This is a genomic window from Pseudoduganella sp. R-32, assembly GCF_049913245.1.
Classification (GTDB): Bacteria; Pseudomonadota; Gammaproteobacteria; order Burkholderiales; family Burkholderiaceae_D; genus Rugamonas.
Genome location: NZ_CP183987.1, coordinates 1048794 through 1067649, shown reverse-complemented (window position 1 = coordinate 1067649; position 18856 = coordinate 1048794). Strand labels below are relative to the sequence as shown.

21 protein-coding genes are annotated in these 18856 nt (G+C 61.0%); 5 read left to right on the top strand and 16 right to left on the bottom strand.

Annotation, left to right across the window (positions count from 1 at the left end; translation table 11 throughout):
* Positions 1–68: 68 nt before the first annotated feature.
* The 5 genes from ACN9MU_RS05025 to ACN9MU_RS05005 all read right to left on the bottom strand — a co-directional run bounded on the left by ACN9MU_RS05025 (position 69) and on the right by ACN9MU_RS05005 (position 5133).
* Positions 69–1859 carry an acyl-CoA dehydrogenase C-terminal domain-containing protein gene (locus ACN9MU_RS05025; protein WP_426167977.1) on the bottom strand — a complete coding sequence of 597 codons (1791 nt, stop codon included), beginning with the start codon at positions 1857–1859 and terminating at the stop codon, positions 69–71.
* Positions 1860–1915: 56 nt separating this feature from the next.
* Positions 1916–2506, bottom strand: coding sequence for a TetR/AcrR family transcriptional regulator (locus tag ACN9MU_RS05020; RefSeq protein WP_426167975.1), 591 nt, complete (start codon positions 2504–2506; stop codon positions 1916–1918).
* Between the two features lie 270 nt (positions 2507–2776).
* Positions 2777–3157 (bottom strand): RNA-binding S4 domain-containing protein, encoded by a 381-nt coding sequence (locus ACN9MU_RS05015; protein ID WP_426167973.1) that lies wholly within the window; start codon positions 3155–3157, stop codon positions 2777–2779.
* The gene (gene clsB, locus ACN9MU_RS05010) at positions 3154–4317 is read right to left on the bottom strand and encodes a cardiolipin synthase ClsB (protein WP_426167971.1); all 1164 of its coding nucleotides are present in this window, start codon (positions 4315–4317) and stop codon (positions 3154–3156) included. Before clsB ends, ACN9MU_RS05015 begins: the two co-directional genes overlap by 4 nt.
* Before the next feature lie 3 nt (positions 4318–4320).
* Positions 4321–5133, bottom strand: coding sequence for an endonuclease/exonuclease/phosphatase family protein (locus ACN9MU_RS05005; RefSeq protein WP_426167969.1), 813 nt, complete (start codon positions 5131–5133; stop codon positions 4321–4323).
* 73 nt (positions 5134–5206) lie between these two features.
* Here ACN9MU_RS05005 and ACN9MU_RS05000 point away from each other — a divergent pair, with 73 nt between their 5' ends.
* Both ACN9MU_RS05000 and ACN9MU_RS04995 read left to right on the top strand, forming a co-directional pair.
* Complete coding sequence (locus ACN9MU_RS05000; RefSeq protein WP_426167967.1) at positions 5207–5995, top strand: CPBP family intramembrane glutamic endopeptidase; 789 nt, start codon at positions 5207–5209, stop codon at positions 5993–5995.
* Complete coding sequence (locus ACN9MU_RS04995) at positions 5992–6672, top strand: penicillin-insensitive murein endopeptidase (protein ID WP_426344261.1); 681 nt, start codon at positions 5992–5994, stop codon at positions 6670–6672. Before ACN9MU_RS05000 ends, ACN9MU_RS04995 begins: the two co-directional genes overlap by 4 nt.
* Positions 6673–6688: 16 nt before the next feature.
* Here ACN9MU_RS04995 and ACN9MU_RS04990 read toward each other — a convergent pair whose 3' ends face one another.
* From ACN9MU_RS04990 to ubiE, 11 genes are all read right to left on the bottom strand, one after another.
* Positions 6689–8377, bottom strand: a complete 1689-nt coding sequence (locus ACN9MU_RS04990; RefSeq protein ID WP_426344260.1) for an ATP-binding protein — start codon at positions 8375–8377, stop codon at positions 6689–6691.
* Complete coding sequence (locus ACN9MU_RS04985) at positions 8374–9654, bottom strand: HD-GYP domain-containing protein (RefSeq protein ID WP_426167961.1); 1281 nt, start codon at positions 9652–9654, stop codon at positions 8374–8376. Before ACN9MU_RS04985 ends, ACN9MU_RS04990 begins: the two co-directional genes overlap by 4 nt.
* Positions 9655–9732: 78 nt before the next feature.
* Positions 9733–10182 carry a dihydroneopterin triphosphate diphosphatase gene (gene nudB, locus ACN9MU_RS04980; RefSeq protein WP_426167959.1) on the bottom strand — a complete coding sequence of 150 codons (450 nt, stop codon included), beginning with the start codon at positions 10180–10182 and terminating at the stop codon, positions 9733–9735.
* Between the two features lie 122 nt (positions 10183–10304).
* Positions 10305–12110, bottom strand: a complete 1806-nt coding sequence (aspS, locus tag ACN9MU_RS04975) for an aspartate--tRNA ligase (protein WP_426336891.1) — start codon at positions 12108–12110, stop codon at positions 10305–10307.
* Between the two features lie 26 nt (positions 12111–12136).
* Complete coding sequence (locus ACN9MU_RS04970) at positions 12137–12715, bottom strand: DUF502 domain-containing protein (RefSeq protein WP_426167955.1); 579 nt, start codon at positions 12713–12715, stop codon at positions 12137–12139.
* 22 nt (positions 12716–12737) lie between these two features.
* Complete coding sequence (locus tag ACN9MU_RS04965; RefSeq protein WP_426167953.1) at positions 12738–13019, bottom strand: FmdB family zinc ribbon protein; 282 nt, start codon at positions 13017–13019, stop codon at positions 12738–12740.
* A gap of 33 nt (positions 13020–13052) precedes the next feature.
* A complete protein-coding gene (locus ACN9MU_RS04960; RefSeq protein WP_426167951.1) occupies positions 13053–13517 on the bottom strand; it encodes a methyltransferase in 465 nt (154 codons plus the stop codon).
* 208 nt (positions 13518–13725) lie between these two features.
* The gene (ubiB, locus tag ACN9MU_RS04955; protein WP_426320817.1) at positions 13726–15285 is read right to left on the bottom strand and encodes a ubiquinone biosynthesis regulatory protein kinase UbiB; all 1560 of its coding nucleotides are present in this window, start codon (positions 15283–15285) and stop codon (positions 13726–13728) included.
* Positions 15282–15890, bottom strand: a complete 609-nt coding sequence (locus ACN9MU_RS04950) for a ubiquinone biosynthesis accessory factor UbiJ (protein WP_426336890.1) — start codon at positions 15888–15890, stop codon at positions 15282–15284. The genes ubiB and ACN9MU_RS04950 overlap by 4 nt, the downstream gene beginning before the upstream one ends.
* A 77-nt stretch (positions 15891–15967) precedes the next feature.
* Complete coding sequence (locus ACN9MU_RS04945; protein ID WP_426336889.1) at positions 15968–16909, bottom strand: Tim44 domain-containing protein; 942 nt, start codon at positions 16907–16909, stop codon at positions 15968–15970.
* An 11-nt stretch (positions 16910–16920) separates the two neighbouring features.
* The gene (gene ubiE, locus ACN9MU_RS04940; protein WP_426167943.1) at positions 16921–17655 is read right to left on the bottom strand and encodes a bifunctional demethylmenaquinone methyltransferase/2-methoxy-6-polyprenyl-1,4-benzoquinol methylase UbiE; all 735 of its coding nucleotides are present in this window, start codon (positions 17653–17655) and stop codon (positions 16921–16923) included.
* A gap of 133 nt (positions 17656–17788) precedes the next feature.
* Here ubiE and ACN9MU_RS04935 point away from each other — a divergent pair, with 133 nt between their 5' ends.
* The 3 genes from ACN9MU_RS04935 to ACN9MU_RS04925 all read left to right on the top strand — a co-directional run bounded on the left by ACN9MU_RS04935 (position 17789) and on the right by ACN9MU_RS04925 (position 18855).
* The gene (locus tag ACN9MU_RS04935; RefSeq protein ID WP_028101568.1) at positions 17789–18037 is read left to right on the top strand and encodes a hypothetical protein; all 249 of its coding nucleotides are present in this window, start codon (positions 17789–17791) and stop codon (positions 18035–18037) included.
* Between the two features lie 82 nt (positions 18038–18119).
* The gene (locus tag ACN9MU_RS04930) at positions 18120–18617 is read left to right on the top strand and encodes a hypothetical protein (protein ID WP_426336888.1); all 498 of its coding nucleotides are present in this window, start codon (positions 18120–18122) and stop codon (positions 18615–18617) included.
* Entirely contained in the window at positions 18592–18855 is a 264-nt protein-coding gene (locus ACN9MU_RS04925; protein ID WP_426320810.1) for a hypothetical protein, read from the top strand. Before ACN9MU_RS04930 ends, ACN9MU_RS04925 begins: the two co-directional genes overlap by 26 nt.
* Position 18856: the final 1 nt, after the last annotated feature.

Below are 18856 nucleotides of genomic sequence, written 5' to 3'. Positions count from 1 at the left end.
GGTGTCAGACCCATTGGGTCTGACACCGCACTACCGGTTTGGCGCGCGATCAGCCAGCGCCATCAACTTCAGAACAGGTCAGCGTCCAGGGCCATCAGGTTGGCGGCGCCGGAACGAGCCTGGCGGATCAGGGTTGCGGTTTCTGGGTACAGGCGGCCGAAGTAGAAGCGGATGGTTGCCAGCTTCGAGGTGTAGAACTTGTCGCCCGACGCTTCTTTTTCCAGGGCGATCTTCGCCATCTGTGCGAAGAAGTACGAGTACACCAGGTGGCCGGCCACGCGCAGGTAAGGAACTGCAGCGGCGCCCACTTCGTCCTGGTTCTGGAAGGCCTTCATGCCGATTTCCATGGTCAGCTTGGTCAGCTTCTCGCCCAGGTCGCCCAGCGGGGTGACGAACTCGGACATCGCTTCGTCGGTGCCGTTTTCTTCCACGAAGGCGCGCACTTTCTCGCCGAACTTGCGCAGCTTGGCGCCGTTGTCCATCAGGATCTTACGGCCCAGCAGGTCCAGCGACTGCACGGTGTTGGTGCCTTCGTAAATCAGGTTGATACGCGCGTCGCGCACGTACTGCTCCATGCCCCACTCGGAGATGTAGCCGTGACCGCCGTACACCTGCATTGCGTCGGAGGTGGCGATCCATGCGTTGTCGGTGATGAAGGCCTTGATGATCGGGGTCAGCAGGGCAACTTCGTCGCCGGCTTCCTTGCGCACTTCTTCGTCAGGGTGGTGCAGTTCACGGTCGATCTGCAGCGCCACGTAGGAAGCGAAAGCGCGCGCGCCTTCAGCGTAGGCTTTGCCGGTCAGCAGCATGCGGCGCACGTCAGGGTGCACGATGATCGGGTCGGCTGGACCTTCAGGATTCTTCACGCCGGACAGCGAGCGCATTTGCAGGCGGTCTTTTGCGTACACCAGCGCGTTCTGGTAAGCCACTTCGGTCAGGCCCAGGGACTGCACGCCCACGCCCAGGCGGGCGGCGTTCATGAACACGAACATCGCGTTCAGGCCCTTGTTCGGCTGGCCGATGATCCAGCCCTTGGCGCCGTCCAGGTTCATCTGGCAGGTCGAGTTGCCGTGGATGCCCATCTTCTCTTCAATCGCGCCGCAGAAGATCGGGTTGCGCTCGCCGATCGAACCGTCGGCGTTAGGGATGAACTTAGGCACCAGGAACAGGGAGATGCCTTTCGAACCTTCTGGAGCGTCCGGAACACGAGCCAGCACCAGGTGCAGGATGTTTTCGGACATGTCGTGTTCGCCGGCCGAGATGAAGATCTTGGCGCCGGTGATGTTCCAGGAACCGTCGGCGTTAGGGATGGCTTTCGAGCGCAGCATGCCCAGATCGGTGCCGCAGTGCGGCTCGGTCAGGCACATGGTGCCGGTCCATTCGCCGGAAACCAGCTTAGGCAGGTAGGTCGATTTCTGTTCCGGGGTGCCGTGGGCCAGCAGGCACTCGTAGGCGCCGTGCGACAGGCCTGGGTACATGGTCCATGCCTGGTTGGCGGAGTTCAGCATCTCGTAGAAAGAGTTGTTCAGGACGATAGGCAGGCCCTGGCCGCCATATTCCGGATCGCAAGCCAGCGCAGCCCAGCCGCCTTCAACGTACTGTGCGTAGGCTTCCTTGAAGCCTTTTGGAGTGGTCACGGTCTTGGCAGCTGCATCGTGATGGCAGCCTTCGCGGTCGCCCGAGTGGTTCAGCGGGAACAGCACTTCGGAGGTGAACTTGGCGCCTTCTTCCAGCACCTGGTTGATGATGTCCGCGTCGGTTTCGGCGTGAGGAGGCAGCTCTTTCAGCTTCTCTTCCACCTTCAGCAGCTCGTGCAGGACGAACTGCATATCACGGATTGGCGCGACGTATTGACCCATTTTTTTCTCCAGAAAGCTAAAAGGTTATGTTTGCTCGGCTGCTGCGAAACGCAGCCTTAGGATGGTTGATAGTTTTCGATCAGTCGGTTGAAGCCCACGCCTGCCCGGTCCACGCTGCCAGGAGTGCGCATGAAACGCGCCTCATGGTGCAGGGCCAATATCAGGCCGTACATTTCATACACAAGCTGGCTCGCATCGGTATCGGACCGCAGGTCGCCGTTGTCGATGGCCTGGCGCACGCAACGCAGCAAGGCTGCCTGCCACGCGCCGACCATGGCCAGCAGTTCTTCACGGATCGGGCCAGGGCGGTCGTCATACTCGACGGCGCCGCTGATATAGATGCAGCCCGAGGCGATTTCCACGCTCACACGTTTGATCCAGTTGGCAAACATGGCGCGCAGGCGAGGCAGGCCACGGGCCTCCTTCATCGCCGGGTAAAACACTTCCTGCTCGAAGCGATGGTGATACAGCTTCAGGACTTCAATCTGCAAATCTTCCCGCGAACCAAAGTGCGCGAATACACCGGACTTACTCATGTTCATCTTGTCGGCGAGCAAGCCGATAGTGAGGCCTTCGAGGCCGTCACGGCTTGCCAGGTCGAGGGCCACATCCAGGATGGCCGCACGGGTCATTTCGCCTTTGCGCATGAATTTCGTTGGTGTATTGACAAGAATTCCACTCACTTTTGAACCCATCCAGATAGAAGGAAAAGCCTTATTCTCGCTCTAACAGATCGGCCGCTGGTGAAAAGTTTTGCGAACGTTCGTACTATTATCCAGCGTGTGGCGAAAGTCAAACGGCACCACTAGAAGTGCACCTCTATTGTTGCGTTGCAACAAAATTAAAAAGGGGACGTACCCCTTTTAAATTCGCCGGAGGCGAAAAAAGCCGTAGAAAAGAGGGTTACGTCCCCTTTTTCAGCTTTCCGTGGCCTTTTCCCAGGTGCGGCGGTCGCGCTTGGTTGGGCGGCCTTTGTTGTCGGCGAAGGGCTCGGGGAACAGTTTCTTGCGCTCGATCAGGGCGGCGCGGCGGCCCAGCGATTCTTCGCTCTCTTCATAGAGCAGGCGTGCTATCGGCGCGCCTTCGCGCTTGCCGGAAATGCCCACCACTAGCACGTCCCATTCGTCCGCGCCGTTATCGATATGCAGGCGCTCGCCCAGCTTCGCGTTGCGTGAGGGCTTGATGCGTTCGCCGCTCGACAGTTTCACCTTGCCCTTGTCGATGGCGTCGATGGCCAGCTGGCGCGTCTTGAAAAAGCGCGCCGCCCACAGCCATTTGTCTATCCTTACGTCACTCATGTGTACTTTCCGACTGCAAAAATGCGCATCAGCGTGCGGTAGAAGAAGTACGCCACTTCGTATCCGACCCGCCGGAAGCGCCCGACATGTTCGAAATCCTGCGGGTGGATCACCACGCCATCGGCGATGGCATCCTCGATCTTTCCGCGCAGGGAACGCGTGAATTCCGCGTCCTTGATCACCACGTTGGCTTCCTGGTTGAGGAACAGGCTCAGCCCATCCACATTGGAGGAGCCAACGGTCGCCCAGTCATCGTCGATGACCGCCACCTTGGCGTGCAGTTGCGTCTTGCGATACTCCACCACCTTGACGCCCGCTTCCAGCAGCTTCGGGTAGAAGGAGTGTGCCACCGCATCCTGCAGCCAGAATTCTCCCACGCCGATCAGCAGCACCACTTCCACCCCACGCTGTGCGGTTGCAGCCAGCGCACGGCGGAATTTGCGGCCCGGCGCGAAGTAAGGATTGGCCAGCAGCACGCTTTTCCTGGCCCGTCCCAGCGCTTGCAAGTAGGCGCGCTGGATGGTGCGGCGATTGCGCAGGTTGTCGCGCACCACGAAGCCGGCCTGCATGGCGCTCTGGCGCGCGATCTTGTTCAGCTTGCGCACTTCGTTGAACAGGGTCAGGCGTTTGACGATATTCATATGCCCCAGGCGCGTCCATTGCGTTTCCGCCTCGCTGTGAATCGATTCGACCAGCGGCCCGCGCACCGCCACCGCAAAATCCCAGCGCGGGGCTGCCAGCGCTTTGTTGTGGTCGTAGTCGGTGAACATATCGTCGTTGATATTGATGCCGCCGACAAATGCCACCTGGGCGTCCACCACGCAGATCTTGCGGTGGGTGCGCGTCACCCCGCGCCGGAACCAGGGGTTGAAGATGCGATGCTCGACGCCGGCGGCCGTCACCTCGGCATGCAGACGGTAGGCGGGCTTGTGGCCGGTGCCGAACCAGTCGGTAATCATGCGCACCGTCACGCCGCGCTGGGCGGCAGCTTTCAGCGCGGCCATGACACGCTTGCCGGTCTCATCCTCGGCAAAGATATAGGTTTCGAAATAGATCTCAAACTGCGCGGCCTCGATCGCCTCGACCAGTGCCGGAAAATAATCGGTACCGCAGTGCAGGAGTTTGACTTCGTTATCGGCTAGAAAATCAACGTGACGCATGTGTCAGGAAACCAGTTTCAGGTTCGCCACGATGGGCGCGTGATCCGACAGCTTGGCCCACAGCGGGCCATGCAGGACTTCCGCGGATTCTACCTTGAAGCCCCGCACATAGATGCGGTCCAACCTGAAAAATGGCAAGGCGGCCGGGAAGGTGCGGGCCGGGCGCTGGGCGGCCTTGCGCCGCGCCAGGGTGCGCACCAGGTCGCCGACCGAATGGCCGTGCTTGATCTCGTCGAAGACTTCGCGTACGCCAAGCGCGCTTTGCAGCTTGTCCGTCAGCGTATTGCGCCAGTCGTTGAAGTCGCCGGCGATGATGACGGGCTCGCCATCGGGCGCCGAACTGCGCACCGCTTCGATCAGCATGTCCGCCTGCCGCACGCGGCTGCGCTCGAACAGGCCGAGGTGGATCACGTAGCAGTGCACCAGTTGCCCTTCCGTTTCCACCACCGAATGCAGGATGCCGCGCGATTCGTAGGCGTGATCGGAAATATCGGTATTGGTCCAGCGCGCAATCGGATATCTGCTGAGCAGCGCATTGCCGTGGTGGCCATGATCGTATTGCGCATTCAGGCCGTACACGGACTGGTGCGACTCGCCCGCGAAGAATTCATGCTGGGCCTTTTTCGGCCAGTGCCGGTGGCCCGCGCTTTCTTCGCCGTAACGGGCCTCGATCCGGTCGTGCTGGCCCTGCACTTCCTGCAGGAAGACCAGGTCGGCATGGAAGGCCTCTATCGCATGGCGCAAGGCATGCACCCGTGGGTGGCTACGGTATGACATGCCTTTGTGGATGTTGTATGTGGCAACGCGGATCTTCATGGAACCATTCTAACCCCAACTGCCCGGCTTGCTCCCCGTCAAAAGTGTCGGGAATTGCTTTATAGTCATGCGCATGAATGAACGACACACCACTTTCCCTTCCGCACCAGAAGCTTTCTTCCTTGTTTTATGCCTTTGGGCCGTCGATTACCTGATGACCTGCGTGCTGTACGACGCGCACGGCTTGCTGGGCCTTGACGATCCCTACAGCCTGGTCACGCTCTCCCGGCTGCTGGCCAACGGCATCGTTTTCACCGCGCTGCTGCATTGGAAGAACCTTGACTACCGCGACCTGTTCCATTCCTCGCGCGCGGCAACCGCCGCCACCATGGTTGTCATCGTGCCCCTGGTCCTGCTGGCCACGCCATGCCTGTTCCTGCTCATGGGCTTGGTGAACCGCCTGCTGCTTGCCGAATTTCCCATGCGCGCCGGGATGGAGAACGAGATCAGTAGCTGGCTGTCGGCCGGGCTGCCGCAGATATTGCTGATTTGCGTCATCGCGCCCGTGGTGGAAGAAATGCTGTTCCGTGGCATTATCCTGCGCAGCTTCCTGCAGCAGTATGAGCGTCGCTACGCCATCCTGGGATCAGCGGTCGTGTTCGGCTTCTACCACATGAACATTTACCAGCTTGTCGGCGCCAGCCTGTTCGGTATCGTCGCTGGCTGGCTTTATGAGCGGACGCGCTCGCTGATTCCGGGCATTGCCATGCACGCGGCCGTCAACACCTCGGTCATGCTGATGGCCGCAAATGCCGGAGCCGGTGCTGCGGAAAGCAACTCGGGCTTCTTAGTCCTCTTGCTGCTGCCAGCCTTCCCCGCTTGCTATATGCTGCGCCGCGTCCTTTCGGGGCCTGGCCGTTGAAAGCGGCCCGCGCCACTGCTGCTGCCCTCCTGGCGTTTTGCGCATCCTCGGCCGGCGCAGACGGCAGCCGTTGCCACGGCACCGTCAATCGCGGCAGCATCGAAGGCAGCGTCCAGCTCCCGTCCGAAGGCGCCAATTTCACGGCCTACAGCAAACTGGCCATCGGCATGGGCCGCAACCACGTGCACAGCGAAGTGTCGGCCATCATCCTCGACGCCTACCGTAAGCTCGAGCGCGCCGCGCCGGGAGTGCAATATGTGTACGGCGAATCCGGCAACGAGTTCGGCGGCCGCTTCCGCCCTCATCGCACGCACCAGAATGGCCTGTCGGTCGATTTCCTCGTGCCGGTGCGGGACCAGGGTGGCCGGCCGGCGCGCCTGCCGACACCGGCCACCCAGCGTTTCGGCTACGACATCGAATTCGACCGCGGCGCTCGCCATGGCGACTACAGCATCGACTTTGGCGCGATGGCCGAACACCTGCTCCAGTTGGACCAGGCGGCCCGTGCGCGCGGACGTGGTCTCGCGCTGGTGATCTTCGACACCGCCTACCTGCCGCGCCTGTTCGCCACGCCGCGCGGCGCCGAACTGAAGCGGCTCAAGTTCATGACGGGCAAGCCGTGGGTACGGCATGACGAGCATTACCACGTCGACTTTGCCGTGCCCTGCAGCCGCTAAGCCACCCGCATCCAGGTCAATTTACGACGTCATTTTCCTCGGCGGCAGGCGACATCTGCCGCGGCAGGATCACGCGGAAGGTAGTACCTCTGCCGATTTCGCTGTCGACCTCGATACGCCCACCGTGCTTTTGCACGATGCTGTAGGACAGCGACAGGCCCAGCCCAGTGCCCTTCCCGACCGGCTTGGTGGTGAAGAACGGTTCGAAGATGCGGCCCAGGTTCTCCGCCGCGATGCCGCTGCCGGTATCGCTCACCGACACCGTCACCATTTCGTTCTCGTAACTGGTGCGCACCGTGATGCGTCCGCGGTTCTCGATGGCGTGGGCGGCATTGACCAGCAGGTTCATGAACACCTGGTTCAATTGCGACGGGATGCATTCGATTTCCGGCACGCCGCCATATTCCTTCACGACCTCCGCCTTGTATTTCAGCTCGTTCCAGACCACGTTCAGGGTGCTGTCCAGGCCTGTTTCCAGGTTGGCCACCAGCACGTCGCCGCCCCCGGCGTGCGAGAAGTCCTTCATGTCCTGCACGATGCGCTTGATGCGGTCCAGGCCATCCATCGATTCGGACAGCAGGCTGCCCAGGTCCTCGCGCAGGTAATCGGCGTCGATCTCCTTGCGCAGGGCATTCAGCTCGCCGCGGTCGCTTTCCGGCAGGTGTTCTTCGCGCGCCTCATAGGCGTCCAGCAGCCGCATCAGCGACTGCATATAGCGCTGCAGGCTGCTCAGGTTGGAATTGACGAAGCCGACCGGGTTGTTGATCTCGTGCGCCACGCCGGCTGCCAGCACGCCGATGGAAGCCATCTTTTCCGATTGCAGGAGCTGGTTCTGTGCTTCCCCCAGCTTGCGGATCAGGTCGGCCTGGCGCGTCTTCTCGCTCTCCAGCGTGATGTTCGCCATCTGCAGCGCCAGCGTGCGTTCGTGCACGCGGCTCTCCAGCTGGTCGCGCGATTCGCGCAGGGCCTGCTCCGCATGCACGCGCTCCGTGTTGTCGAGGAAGCCGTACACCCGGCCGATAATGCGCTCGCCGAGGAATTGCGGGCGCGAACTGCATTCGAACACGCGGCCATCGTGCAGGTGGAACTGGTCCAGCGTCTCGTGCGGATCGCTCACTTGCTGCAGCCGTTCGCGGCATAAATCCTGCTCGACCACATTGGCAGTCAGGAATTCGAGGATGGCTGCGTCGTTGCCGTTCTTGAGGAAGGCTTCCGGGATGTGCCACATTTCGCTGAACTGACGGTTCATGCTGGCGATCTTGTTGTGCCAGTCGATCACCAGGATGCCGTTGCCGGTTGCTTCCAGCGTGGTGCGCAGCTGCGACAGGGTCTGCTCCAGCACGTCCTCCACCTTGCGCTCCTGGCGTGCATCGCGGGCCAGAATCAGGATCAGCCAGCGGTCTTCATGGCGCAGCACGCGCAGCGATTTCATGACCATGATTTGCGTGCCGTCGGCGCGCTGGTATTCGCCTTCCTGCGCATCGATATCCTGGAAGTGGCCGCCGCGCACGTCCTCCCAGTAAAACACGTCCTGCAGCGAGCTCTCGATGTCGGTGATCTGCATTTCGACCAGTTGCGCTCCCGAATAGCCAAGCACTTGCTCGGCCACCCGGTTGGCAACGATGATGTGCAGGTCGGTGGGATCGACCAGCAGCATCATATGCGGACTGTGGTCGAGCATCAGCTGGCGCAGTGCGGAAATCACCCGGTCGCTCCCTGGCCCGGCTTGGTGGCGTCGAAGTAGTAGCTGACCCGCTTGCGCGGGCTGAGGTAAGCGTAGATTTCCTTCGGCACCTGCGCAGGCTTGATGGCCCGTACGATATTCAGGTCGCTTTCCAGCGCCATGTCCACCATGATCGCATCTTCGCGCGACACGCCCGGTTCATACACGACGAGTTCCGGCTTGTTCGGCTTTTCGGTATTGATGGTGGCGACCATGCCGGTGGCGCCGTTCGACAACTGCACGATGGTGCCCGGCGGGTAGACGCCAAGGCAGCGGATGAACACCTGCAGCAGCTTGGGATCGAACTTGCCCCGGTTCTTGGCGAACATCAGCGATAGGGCTTCATGCGGGGTCAGGCCAGGCGTGCCGTTGACCGGGTTGCACAGGCGGTCGTAGTAGTTGGCGATCGCCACGATGCGCGCCAGCACGCCGATCTCCTCGCCTTTCAATTGCCGCGGGTAGCCGCTGCCATCGAACATTTCGTGGTGGTCGCGCACGATGGCAACGGCGGCGGCCGGGAACTTGAGCTGCTGCCCCATTTCCGTCCCCACCGCGCAATGGGTTTCGTAAAGGTGCTGCTCGGAGTGCGTCCATGGCTCGGTCTTGGTCAGCACCTTGTCCGGGATATTGCGCACGCCAAGGTCATGGAACATGGCGCCGACGCCCATCGCTCCCGCCACCTCGCGCGGCAGCTTGATGTCGCGCGCAATCATCATCGACAGCATGGTGACGTTGAGCGAATGCAGGTAGATTTCCTCGCCGCCGGTGCGGTCGCCCATGACGTGGATCGCCAGTTCCGGCGCACTCAGGATGGAGTCGGCGATCTTGCCGATCATCTCGCTGGCCTTCTGCAGGTTCTCGGCCGGGCGCGCGAAGATGTTCTTTTCCATGTCTTTCATGGCGCGCGCCGTATCGACAAACGCATGTTCGATGCGGGCCGCGTTCTCGCGCTGCTGGCGCATGCGTTCCATCATGGCGCGCTTGGCTGCAAGCTCTGGGGATTCAGGCGCAGGCGGCGGCGGCGGCGCGGCGGCGGCAATTTCCTGCGCTTCGGCCGACAGCGCGGCCGGCTGCACGTCGCTCAAGGCAGGATCGATGCGGATCTTGTGCAAGCCGAGGCTGCGCAACTGGTGGATCTGCTCCTGCGACTTGATCTTGAAATGGCTGAATGCAAAAGGATGCTCAAACCACTTCAGATCGAGGTGGACGTACAAGCCTACCTGCAACTGCTCCAGAAGAATATCCTGAGTCTCCGGCATGGCATGTGCCCCCAGCGTGACAGTCGATGTCCGATTATAGCCAAACGCGCGGAGTGCGATTTACAAGCAAGCTGCAAGTTACATATATTGCGGTAACTGGAGGATTGCCTCGGCGTTGGAGGGGGAAAAGCAGCGGTCAGCCGCTTCCAGATACGGCAGCCAGACGTGGGCGGTATGTTCGCGCGGGCTCAGCATGACGGGCACGTTGCGCGGCACCTGCACGCTGAAGATGTGTTCGAGGTTGTGGGTGACGCCGGGTTCGTAGCGGTGGCGCCAGATGGGATAGATTTCGTAGATGTTCTGCAGGCCCCAGTCGCGCAGTACGATGTGCTTGCCGTCGGCGACGATGCCGGTTTCTTCGAACAGTTCGCGGGTGGCGGTGGTGAGCAGGGGTTCGTCGAGGGCGTCTTTCGAGCCGGTGACGGATTGCCAGTAGCCGGGGTTGCCGGCGCGCTCGATCAGGAGCACTTCCAGCTCGGCGGTGTGGATGACCACCAGGACGGATTCGGGGATTTTGTAGGGCTTCACTTTTTAAACCGGTGAACCTGCGGGAACTGGCCCTAGGTCCAGCCCCCGTCCTTCACTGCAAGTGCGGCGGCAGTCGCGGGCCCAGTGTCAGACCCTGCGGGTCTGACACTGGTTTGCCGGTTTTAGCCAGCCACCTTAGGCTCAGCCGAACGCAGGCGGATATGCAGTTCACGCAGCTGCTTCTCGTCCACCGGCGATGGAGCCTGGGTCAGCAGGCACTGCGCACGCTGGGTTTTCGGGAAGGCGATCACGTCGCGGATCGAATCGGACTTGGTCATCAGGGTCACGATACGATCCAGGCCGAAGGCCAGGCCGCCGTGCGGAGGCGCGCCGTACTGCAGCGCGTCCAGCAGGAAGCCGAACTTCTCGCGAGCCTCTTCAGCACCGATCTTCAGCGCGCGGAACACTTTGGACTGCACTTCTTCGCGGTGGATACGGATCGAGCCGCCGCCCAGTTCCCAGCCGTTCAGCACCATGTCGTAGGCCTTGGCGATACATGCGCCTGGATTGGTTTCCAGCATGTCTTCGTGGCCGTCTTTTGGCGAGGTGAACGGGTGGTGGGTTGCGGTCCAGCGGTCTTCTTCTTCGTCGTATTCGAACATCGGGAAGTCGATCACCCACAGCGGCGCCCACACGTCGTTGAACAGGCCATTGGCCTTGCCGAACTCGGAGTGGCCGATCTTCACGCGCAGCGCGCCGATCGCGTCGTTCACAACCTTGGCCTTGTCGGCGCCGAAGAAGATCAGGTCGCCGTCTTGCGCGCCGGTCAGTTCCAGGATCTTGTTCAGGGCTTCGTCGTGGATATTCTTCACGATCGGCGACTGCAGGCCGTCACGGCCCTTGGCCTTCTCGTTGACCTTGATGTAGGCCAGGCCCTTGGCGCCATAAATGGCGACGAACTGGGTGTACGCGTCGATTTCAGAACGCGGCATGTCGGCGCCCTTCGGCACGCGCATGCCGACTACGCGGCCGTTCTTCATGTTGGCGGCGCCGGAGAAGACTTTGAACTCCACATCCTTCATCACGTCGGTCAGGTCGGTGAATTCCAGCTTGACGCGCATGTCAGGCTTGTCCGAACCGTACTTGCCCATGGCTTCGGCGAAGTCCATGACCGGGAACGGGTTTGGCAGATCCACGTCCATGGTGTTCTTGAACACTTTGCGGATCATGGTTTCGAACAGGTCGCGGATTTCCTGTTCGGTCAGGAACGAGGTTTCGCAGTCGATCTGGGTGAATTCAGGCTGGCGGTCGGCACGCAGGTCTTCGTCGCGGAAGCACTTGGTGATCTGGTAGTAGCGGTCGAAGTTGGCGACCATCAGCAGCTGCTTGAACAGCTGAGGCGACTGCGGCAGCGCAAAGAATTCGTGCGCGTTCACGCGGGACGGCACCAGGTAGTCGCGCGCGCCTTCCGGAGTGGACTTGGTCAGCACCGGGGTTTCGATATCGATAAAGCCAAGGTCGTCCAGGTACTTGCGCACTTCCATGGTCACCTTGTAACGCAGGCGCAGGTTGTTCTGCATCTGCGGGCGGCGCAGGTCCAGCACGCGGTGGGTCAGGCGGGTGGTTTCGGACAGGTTGTCGTCGTCCAGCTGGAATGGAACTGGCACGGAGGCGTTCAGCACTTCCACTTTGGAGGCAACGACTTCGATCTTGCCCGACTTCAGGTTGTTGTTGACGGTGCCGGCCAGGCGGTCTTTCACGGTGCCGGTGATGCGCAGGCAGTACTCGTTACGCACGGATTCGGCGACGGAGAACACTTCCGCCTGGTCCGGGTTGCAGACCACCTGCACCAGGCCTTCGCGGTCGCGCAGGTCGATGAAGATCACGCCGCCGTGGTCGCGACGACGATGCACCCAGCCGCACAGGCTGACGGTTTGGCCTACGAGGGCTTCGGTTACGAGGCCGCAGTATTCAGTACGCATGGACATATTGATTCTCAGTTTCAGGTTAAGTTTTATTCAGGGACGACAACGCCCATCGAAACGATGTACTTCAGTGCGGCATCGACGCTCATATCGAGCTCGATTACATCTTTTTTCGGGAACATCAGGAAGAAGCCGGAAGTCGGGTTCGGCGTGGTTGGCACGTAGACGCTGATGAATTCATCGTCCATGTGCTTCTGCACTTCGGTGGCCGGCGCGCCGGTCAGGAAGGCGATCGTGCGCGAGCCCGCATGCGGATAAGGCACCAGCACCGCCTTGCGGAAGGCGTTGCCGGAATCGGAGAACAGCGTGTCCGATACCTGCTTCACGCTGCCGTACAGCGAGCTGACCACTGGAATGCGGTGCAACAGCTTTTCCCACTGGCGGATCAGGAAATTGCCAACCAGGTTATTGGTCAGCAGGCCGGTCAGGAACACGATCAGCACGGTCAGGATGGTGCCCAGGCCCGAAATTCGTCGGTCCTTGGGCAGCCACTTCTCCGGGATCAGCAGCAGCGACTGGTCCATGGTGGAGATCACCAGGTTCAGCACCCATGCCGTAATGGCCAGCGGTACCAGGACCAGCAAGCCGGTTATGAAATATTTGCGCATCGTGTTCCTTGTGCGGGGAAAATCAAGCCTCGCTGGTGGACTTCGCCGGTGCAGGTGCCGGCGCGGCTGCCGCCGGGGCTTCGGTCTTGGCCGTGCTGGCAACGCCGGTTGCCGGGGCGCTGCCGCCACGGAAATCGGTTACGTACCAGCCGGTGCCTTTCAGTTGGAAGCCGGCTGCGGTCAGTTGCTTCTTAAAGGTGGACTTGCCGCAGGAAGGGCAATCGGTGAGCTGCGGATCGGAGATCTTTTGCAGCACGTCCTTGGCAAAGCCACATTCCTCGCAGCGGTAAGCGTAGATAGGCATCGATTACTCCGCAAAAAACATCAAAACCCTGAATTATAAAGCTTTTTTCCGGCGCCAGGCCATCCAGCGCTCCTTGCCCTCGAATACCGGGATGGAGTCTTCGACCGGCGTGTCTCGCTCGAGGTCGAAGTAAGCGCTCAATAACCGGCTCAGCAGCTCCTGGTCGGCACCGAACGGCGGGCCTTTCGGGTTGCTGTCGAAGAAGAAGTAGCCCAGGAGCAGGCCGCCTTCCGGCAGCAGTTGCACCCAGCGCTGCACTACGCGCGGCCACATCTCGCGCGGCATGGCGCACAGGAAGGCGCGTTCGTAGACCAGGTCCAACGGCAGTTGCGGTGTGTATTCGAAGAAATCGGCTTCGATCACGTGCTCACGCCAGGGGCCGACAGCTTGTTGCGCCGCAACAACGGCGGACGGGGAGAAGTCGATGGCGGTGGCGTTCCAGCCGGCTTCGCAGAACGCTTGCAGTTCGTAGGCACTGCCGCAGCCGGGGATGAGCACGGAAAACCGGCCACCCGATGTCTGACCCGCAGGGTCAGACACCTGTCCAGCGGCTGCCGCGTACCTGGGGGTCTGACCCTGTGGGTCTGACCCCGGGTTACCGGTTTTAAGCCAGCGCGCCAGTTGCGCCGGCACCCCACCCCGATCCCAAGGAGTGAATTCAGCCTCGAACCGCTGGTCCCAGAACTCCGGCGTGCGCGGATCGCGGTTAGTGAAGTCGGGCATAAGCCACGTACGCCACAGCGCCCAACACAAACGACCCGACCAGGAATGCAAAGAACGACAGCAAGCGATTGGTATGCCGTTGCTCTTCGACCAAGTGGGCCAGCAAAGCCTTGGTCTCCACGTCGCGCTCCGCAGCGACTGTGAGCGCCTGGTGCGCCAGCCGCGGCAACTGCGGGAAGATATGCGAATAGCGCGGCGCTTCCGCCTTCAGGCGTTCCACCAGGCCGCGCCAGCCCACCTGCTCCGCCATCCAGCGCTCCAGGTAAGGCTTGGCCGTCTTCCACAGGTCCAGGTCAGGATCGAGCTGGCGGCCCAGGCCTTCAATATTCAGCAGCGTCTTTTGCAGCAGCACCAGCTGCGGCTGCACTTCCACATTGAAGCGGCGCGAAGTCTGGAACAGGCGCAGCAGCACCTGGCCGAACGAAATATCCTTCAGCGGACGGTCGAAGATCGGCTCGCAGCACGCCCGCACTGCAGCTTCCAGCTCATCGACGCGGGTCTCTTTCGGCGCCCAGCCTGATTCGATATGCGCCTCCGCCACGCGCTTGTAATCGCGGCGGAAGAAGGCCAGGAAGTTCTGCGACAGGTAATCCTTGTCGTAATCGTTCAGCGTGCCGACGATGCCGAAGTCCAGTGCGATATAGCGGCCAAACGACTCAGGCTCGATCGACACCAGGATATTCCCCGGGTGCATGTCGGCGTGGAAGAAGCCGTCGCGGAACACCTGCGTGAAGAAGATCTCCACGCCATCGGACGAGAGCTTTTTCAAGTCCACGCCGGCCTCGATCAGGCGATCGATCTGCGACACCGGAATGCCGTGCATGCGCTCCATCACGATCACATTGCTGGAGCAATAATCCCAGTACATCTCCGGCACCAGCAGCAGCTTCGACTCGGCAAAGTTGCGGCGCAACTGGCTGGCGTTGGCGGCCTCGCGCATCAGGTCCAGTTCATCGTGCAGGTACTTGTCGAACTCCTGCACCACCTCCTGGATTTTCAGGCGCTTTGAATCGGCCCACACGCGGTTGATGAAGTTGGCCGCGATATGCATCAGCGCTACGTCTTCATCGATCAGTTTCTTCATGCCAGGGCGCAGGACTTTCACTGCCACCTGGGTGCCATCCTTCAGCGCAGCAAAGTGCACCTGGGCGATGGATGCCGACGCCACCGGCACGCGCTCGAAGCGCGCAAACAGTTCGTCAGGATGGGCGCCCAGCGACTCCTCGATCATCCTGATCGCCAGGTCGGAATCGAAGGGCGGTACGCGGTCCTGCAGCTTGGACAGCTCGGCCACGATATCGAGCGGGAACAGGTCGCTGCGGGTCGACAGCACCTGGCCGAATTTGACGAAGATCGGACCCAGCTCCTCCAGCGCGCGGCGCAGGCGCACGGCGCGCGGCGTCGACAGGTCGCGCCAGAAAAAGACGGTATCGAGAAACTTGCTGATGCGTGGCTTGTCGAAGCCGGAAATGGCGATTTCATCCAGCCCGTACCGGACGGAGACGCGGACAATCTTGAACAGCCTGAGGAATTTGCGAATCATTTAGCCAGTTTTTGTTCGAGTTTTTCCAGCCGCTTGCTGGCGCGTTCCACGTCGTCGCGGAAGCGGGTCACATCGGCCGCAAAGCTTTCCGCCACCACAGGGCGGATCAACAGCGGGTTCTCGTCGAGGAAATATTCCGCGACATTCTCGGCCACTTTGCGCTGGCCGTTGCGCGCACCCTGCACTACCGCCTTGGCGCCCTGCACCAGGCGCACGGCTGCAATCGGGCCCACCAGTTTTTCCAGGTCGTACTCGGCTTCCCAGCGCAGCGATTGCGACAGGCGTGAAATGGCGTTGGCGAATTCGGCGTCGCCTTCGATCTGCACGTAGGAGAAAGCACGCTCGCGGTTTTGCGCGATCAGGGGCAGGTCGCTCAGCTTCAGGCGGATCGTCACCGCTGCCCCGGCCTCGTTGCCTGCCGCTTCCACCATGCCGTCGGGCGCCACGCGCAGGCGCAGCACAGCGGGGTTGGCATCGATCACGGCGACCTTGCCGGCATGTAGCTTGAGCTCGGTGCGCGCCCATGGCTCCTGCGCCAGCAGGTGATTGACGGTGGCAGCTGCCGGCATGCTCAGGCCAGGCAGCCTGGGAGGGAATGGAAACATATTCAAGTGGGTCCAAATAAAACAAAACCGCCCCGGAAAACCAGGGCGGTCTCGATCTTACCAGTTACTGCGCCAACTCACGCAAGCTGCTGGATACCTGCCAGCATCCAGCCAGTTTTGCCGTTATGCGGTTTGCTCAGGTTCCAGACTTCCTGGAACGGTTCCGGCAGCGCATCGGCGGCGGGTTTCATCTTGCCCCAGAACTTCACGCTGGCCAGGGAATCATTGCCGTCGTTCTCGATGCCCAGCAACTCGGCCTCAATCGCCACCACATCGGTGTACTCGGCTTGCGCGCCGCGCTCCTGGATCTGCATGCGCAGCTCGGCAAAAACCTCGGGCGTGGTGAAAGTACGGATATCTTCCACGTCCGCCTTGTCCCATGCCGCTTGCAGGCGGATGTAGTTGGACTTGGCCGCACGCAGGAAGCCGGCGGTGTCGAAGTCGGCCGGCACGCCCCATGGGGCATGCGCCGCAGCTTCTGCCGCAGCAGGCGCCGCCAATGCCGCGCCGGCAGCAGGCATCACCGGCTCGAAAGCCGCTGGCTGCATCTGGTGCACGTTGCCGCCGTTATAGCCTCCGCTGAACGCTGGCTGGGCCGCCGGCTGCGACTTGCGACGCAGCATGCGGACGATGAAGAAGATCACAACGCCGATCAGGGCGATCATCAGGATCGAGCTGATGGCCGACGCCATGGCGCCGCCCAGGCCGAAGTGCGACAGCAGTGCGCCCAAGCCAAGGCCGAGCAGTGCACCGCCGAGGATGCCCTTCCACATGCTAGGTTTCGGCGCCGGAGCCGGTGCTGCAGGCGCAGGCGCTGCAGCCGGACGGGTGGCAGTCGGCGCCGCAGTCGGAGCGGTGGGCGCCGGTGCAGTAGTGGTCTGCTTCGGCATGCTGCTCACGCTCGACGACTGGCGGCCGAAGGACTTGCCGCCGCCCATCGGGCGGGCAGACAATTCGCTCATCATGCTCACAGCGGACAGCGCAATCATCGCGCCGGCCAGGAATTTCTTCATTTTCATCGTTGAATGTCTCACATTTTGATGCCAGTGTGTAAAGCGGCCACACCCGCCGTCAGGTTGTAGTACTGCACGCGCTCCAGACCCGCAGCCTGCATCATGGTCTTCAGCGTTTCCTGGTCCGGGTGCATGCGGATGGATTCGGCCAGGTAGCGATAGCTCTCCGAATCGTTGGCCACTTTCTGGCCCATCCACGGCAACACCGTGAAGGAATAAAAGTCATACGGTTTTTGCAAGAGCGGATCCACTTTCGAGAATTCCAGCACCAGCAATTTGCCGCCCGGCTTCAACACGCGACGCATTTCAGAAAGTGCAACATCCTTGTGCGTCATATTGCGCAGGCCGAACGCCACGCTGACACGGTCGAAGTAGTTATCCGGGAACGGCAACTTCTCCGCATCGCAAATCAAGGTGGGGGTAACCAGGCCCTTATTCAAGAGACGATCACGGCCGACACGCAGCATCGATTCGTTGATATCCGTCAGCCACACCTCGCCGGTCGAACCAGCCGCCTTGGCAAACGCCTTGGCCAGGTCGCCGGTACCGCCCGCGATATCGAGCACCTTCATGCCCGGGCGCACGGCCGCGTTAGCAATAGTGAAAGCCTTCCAGATGCGGTGCAAGCCGCCGGACAGAAGGTCATTCATGATGTCGTACTTGGCGGCGACGGAGTGGAAGACCTTGGCGACTTCCTTGACTTTGTCGTCTTCGTTGACGGTTTTATAACCGAAATGGGTGGTGTTGGTCATTTTGAGGGTGCCTTGTAATTGCCGCATTATACATTTGTGGGGTGACGCACAGATTTTGATGAGGCTTGTCAACCAGAATGCTCAACGAGTCGTTTTATGGCTCAGACGATTTGTCTTACTAGGAGATTTTCAGATGGAGCTTCAGCAAAAATTGCCCGCGGACATTTTTTTCCCGGATATCGACGAAGCCACCAAGCAGTTCATCGATGCCACCCGCGCCCAGTCGCGCGCCCTGGCGTCCGCTGAGCCGCATCCAATGACCTTCAACGTCGAGGCAATTCGCCGCCTGACTCCAGAAGCCCGCGCCGCATTCCGCTACATCTGGGAACGCGAGCAGCAGCGCTATGAAGAGTTCCAGCGTCGCAAAATGATGGTCAACTAAGCACACTTTCAATGGCGGCAACATGCCGCCATTCCTTGATGTATCCGAAAGCAGGCATTCGGGCCAAGCGTAAGCTGGCCCAATGCCCAGCAAGATCTACCTCGACACTTCCGTCCTCTGCGCCCTGGCCGACCCGCCAGCCCGCAGCGCCTATGCACGCACCTGCCAGTCCCTGACGCGGCGCTGGTTCCGCGCCCTGCCGCACACCCGGAATCTCTGCACATCCGAGATCGCCCTCCAGGCAATCATTGCTGGCCCACCCGAACTGGCCTCCGCCCGCCTGACGAAAGCCGAATCCGTGCTCGTCCTACCGGACAACAAAATATTTCGCGAAAAAGCGGAACTTTTGATAGCCGGCGGCGGCCTAAGTTCCAATGAGGCGAAGCTTGGCGCTCAAATCGCGTGTGCATCTCAATTCGGTTCCAGCTTGTTTATGACATGGCAATGGCAGCGCCTGGAAGCAGAACGCCTGCCACATCTGCACATGATGCTCGGCGAGGCAGGTTTTGCACAAATCGATTTCGTCACTCCGCTACAACTCTTGGAGCTCAACTATGAAACGATACAGACTTCCCGCTGACGTAGACTTCCCTGAACTGGACCAAGCGACCAAAGAGGAAATGGACAGGATGCACGCAGAAATGCTCAGGTGTTGCCCGGGCCACCCAGATGACATTCCTGAAGTGACGTCATTTTCCCCAAAATTCCTGCGTTCATTGCCAGCGAAAAACCGCGCCATGTACAAATATGTTTGGCTGAACCACGTGAAGGAGTATGAGGAGTTCATGCGCCAGCACCCGGAGCTGGACTGCGACTGAC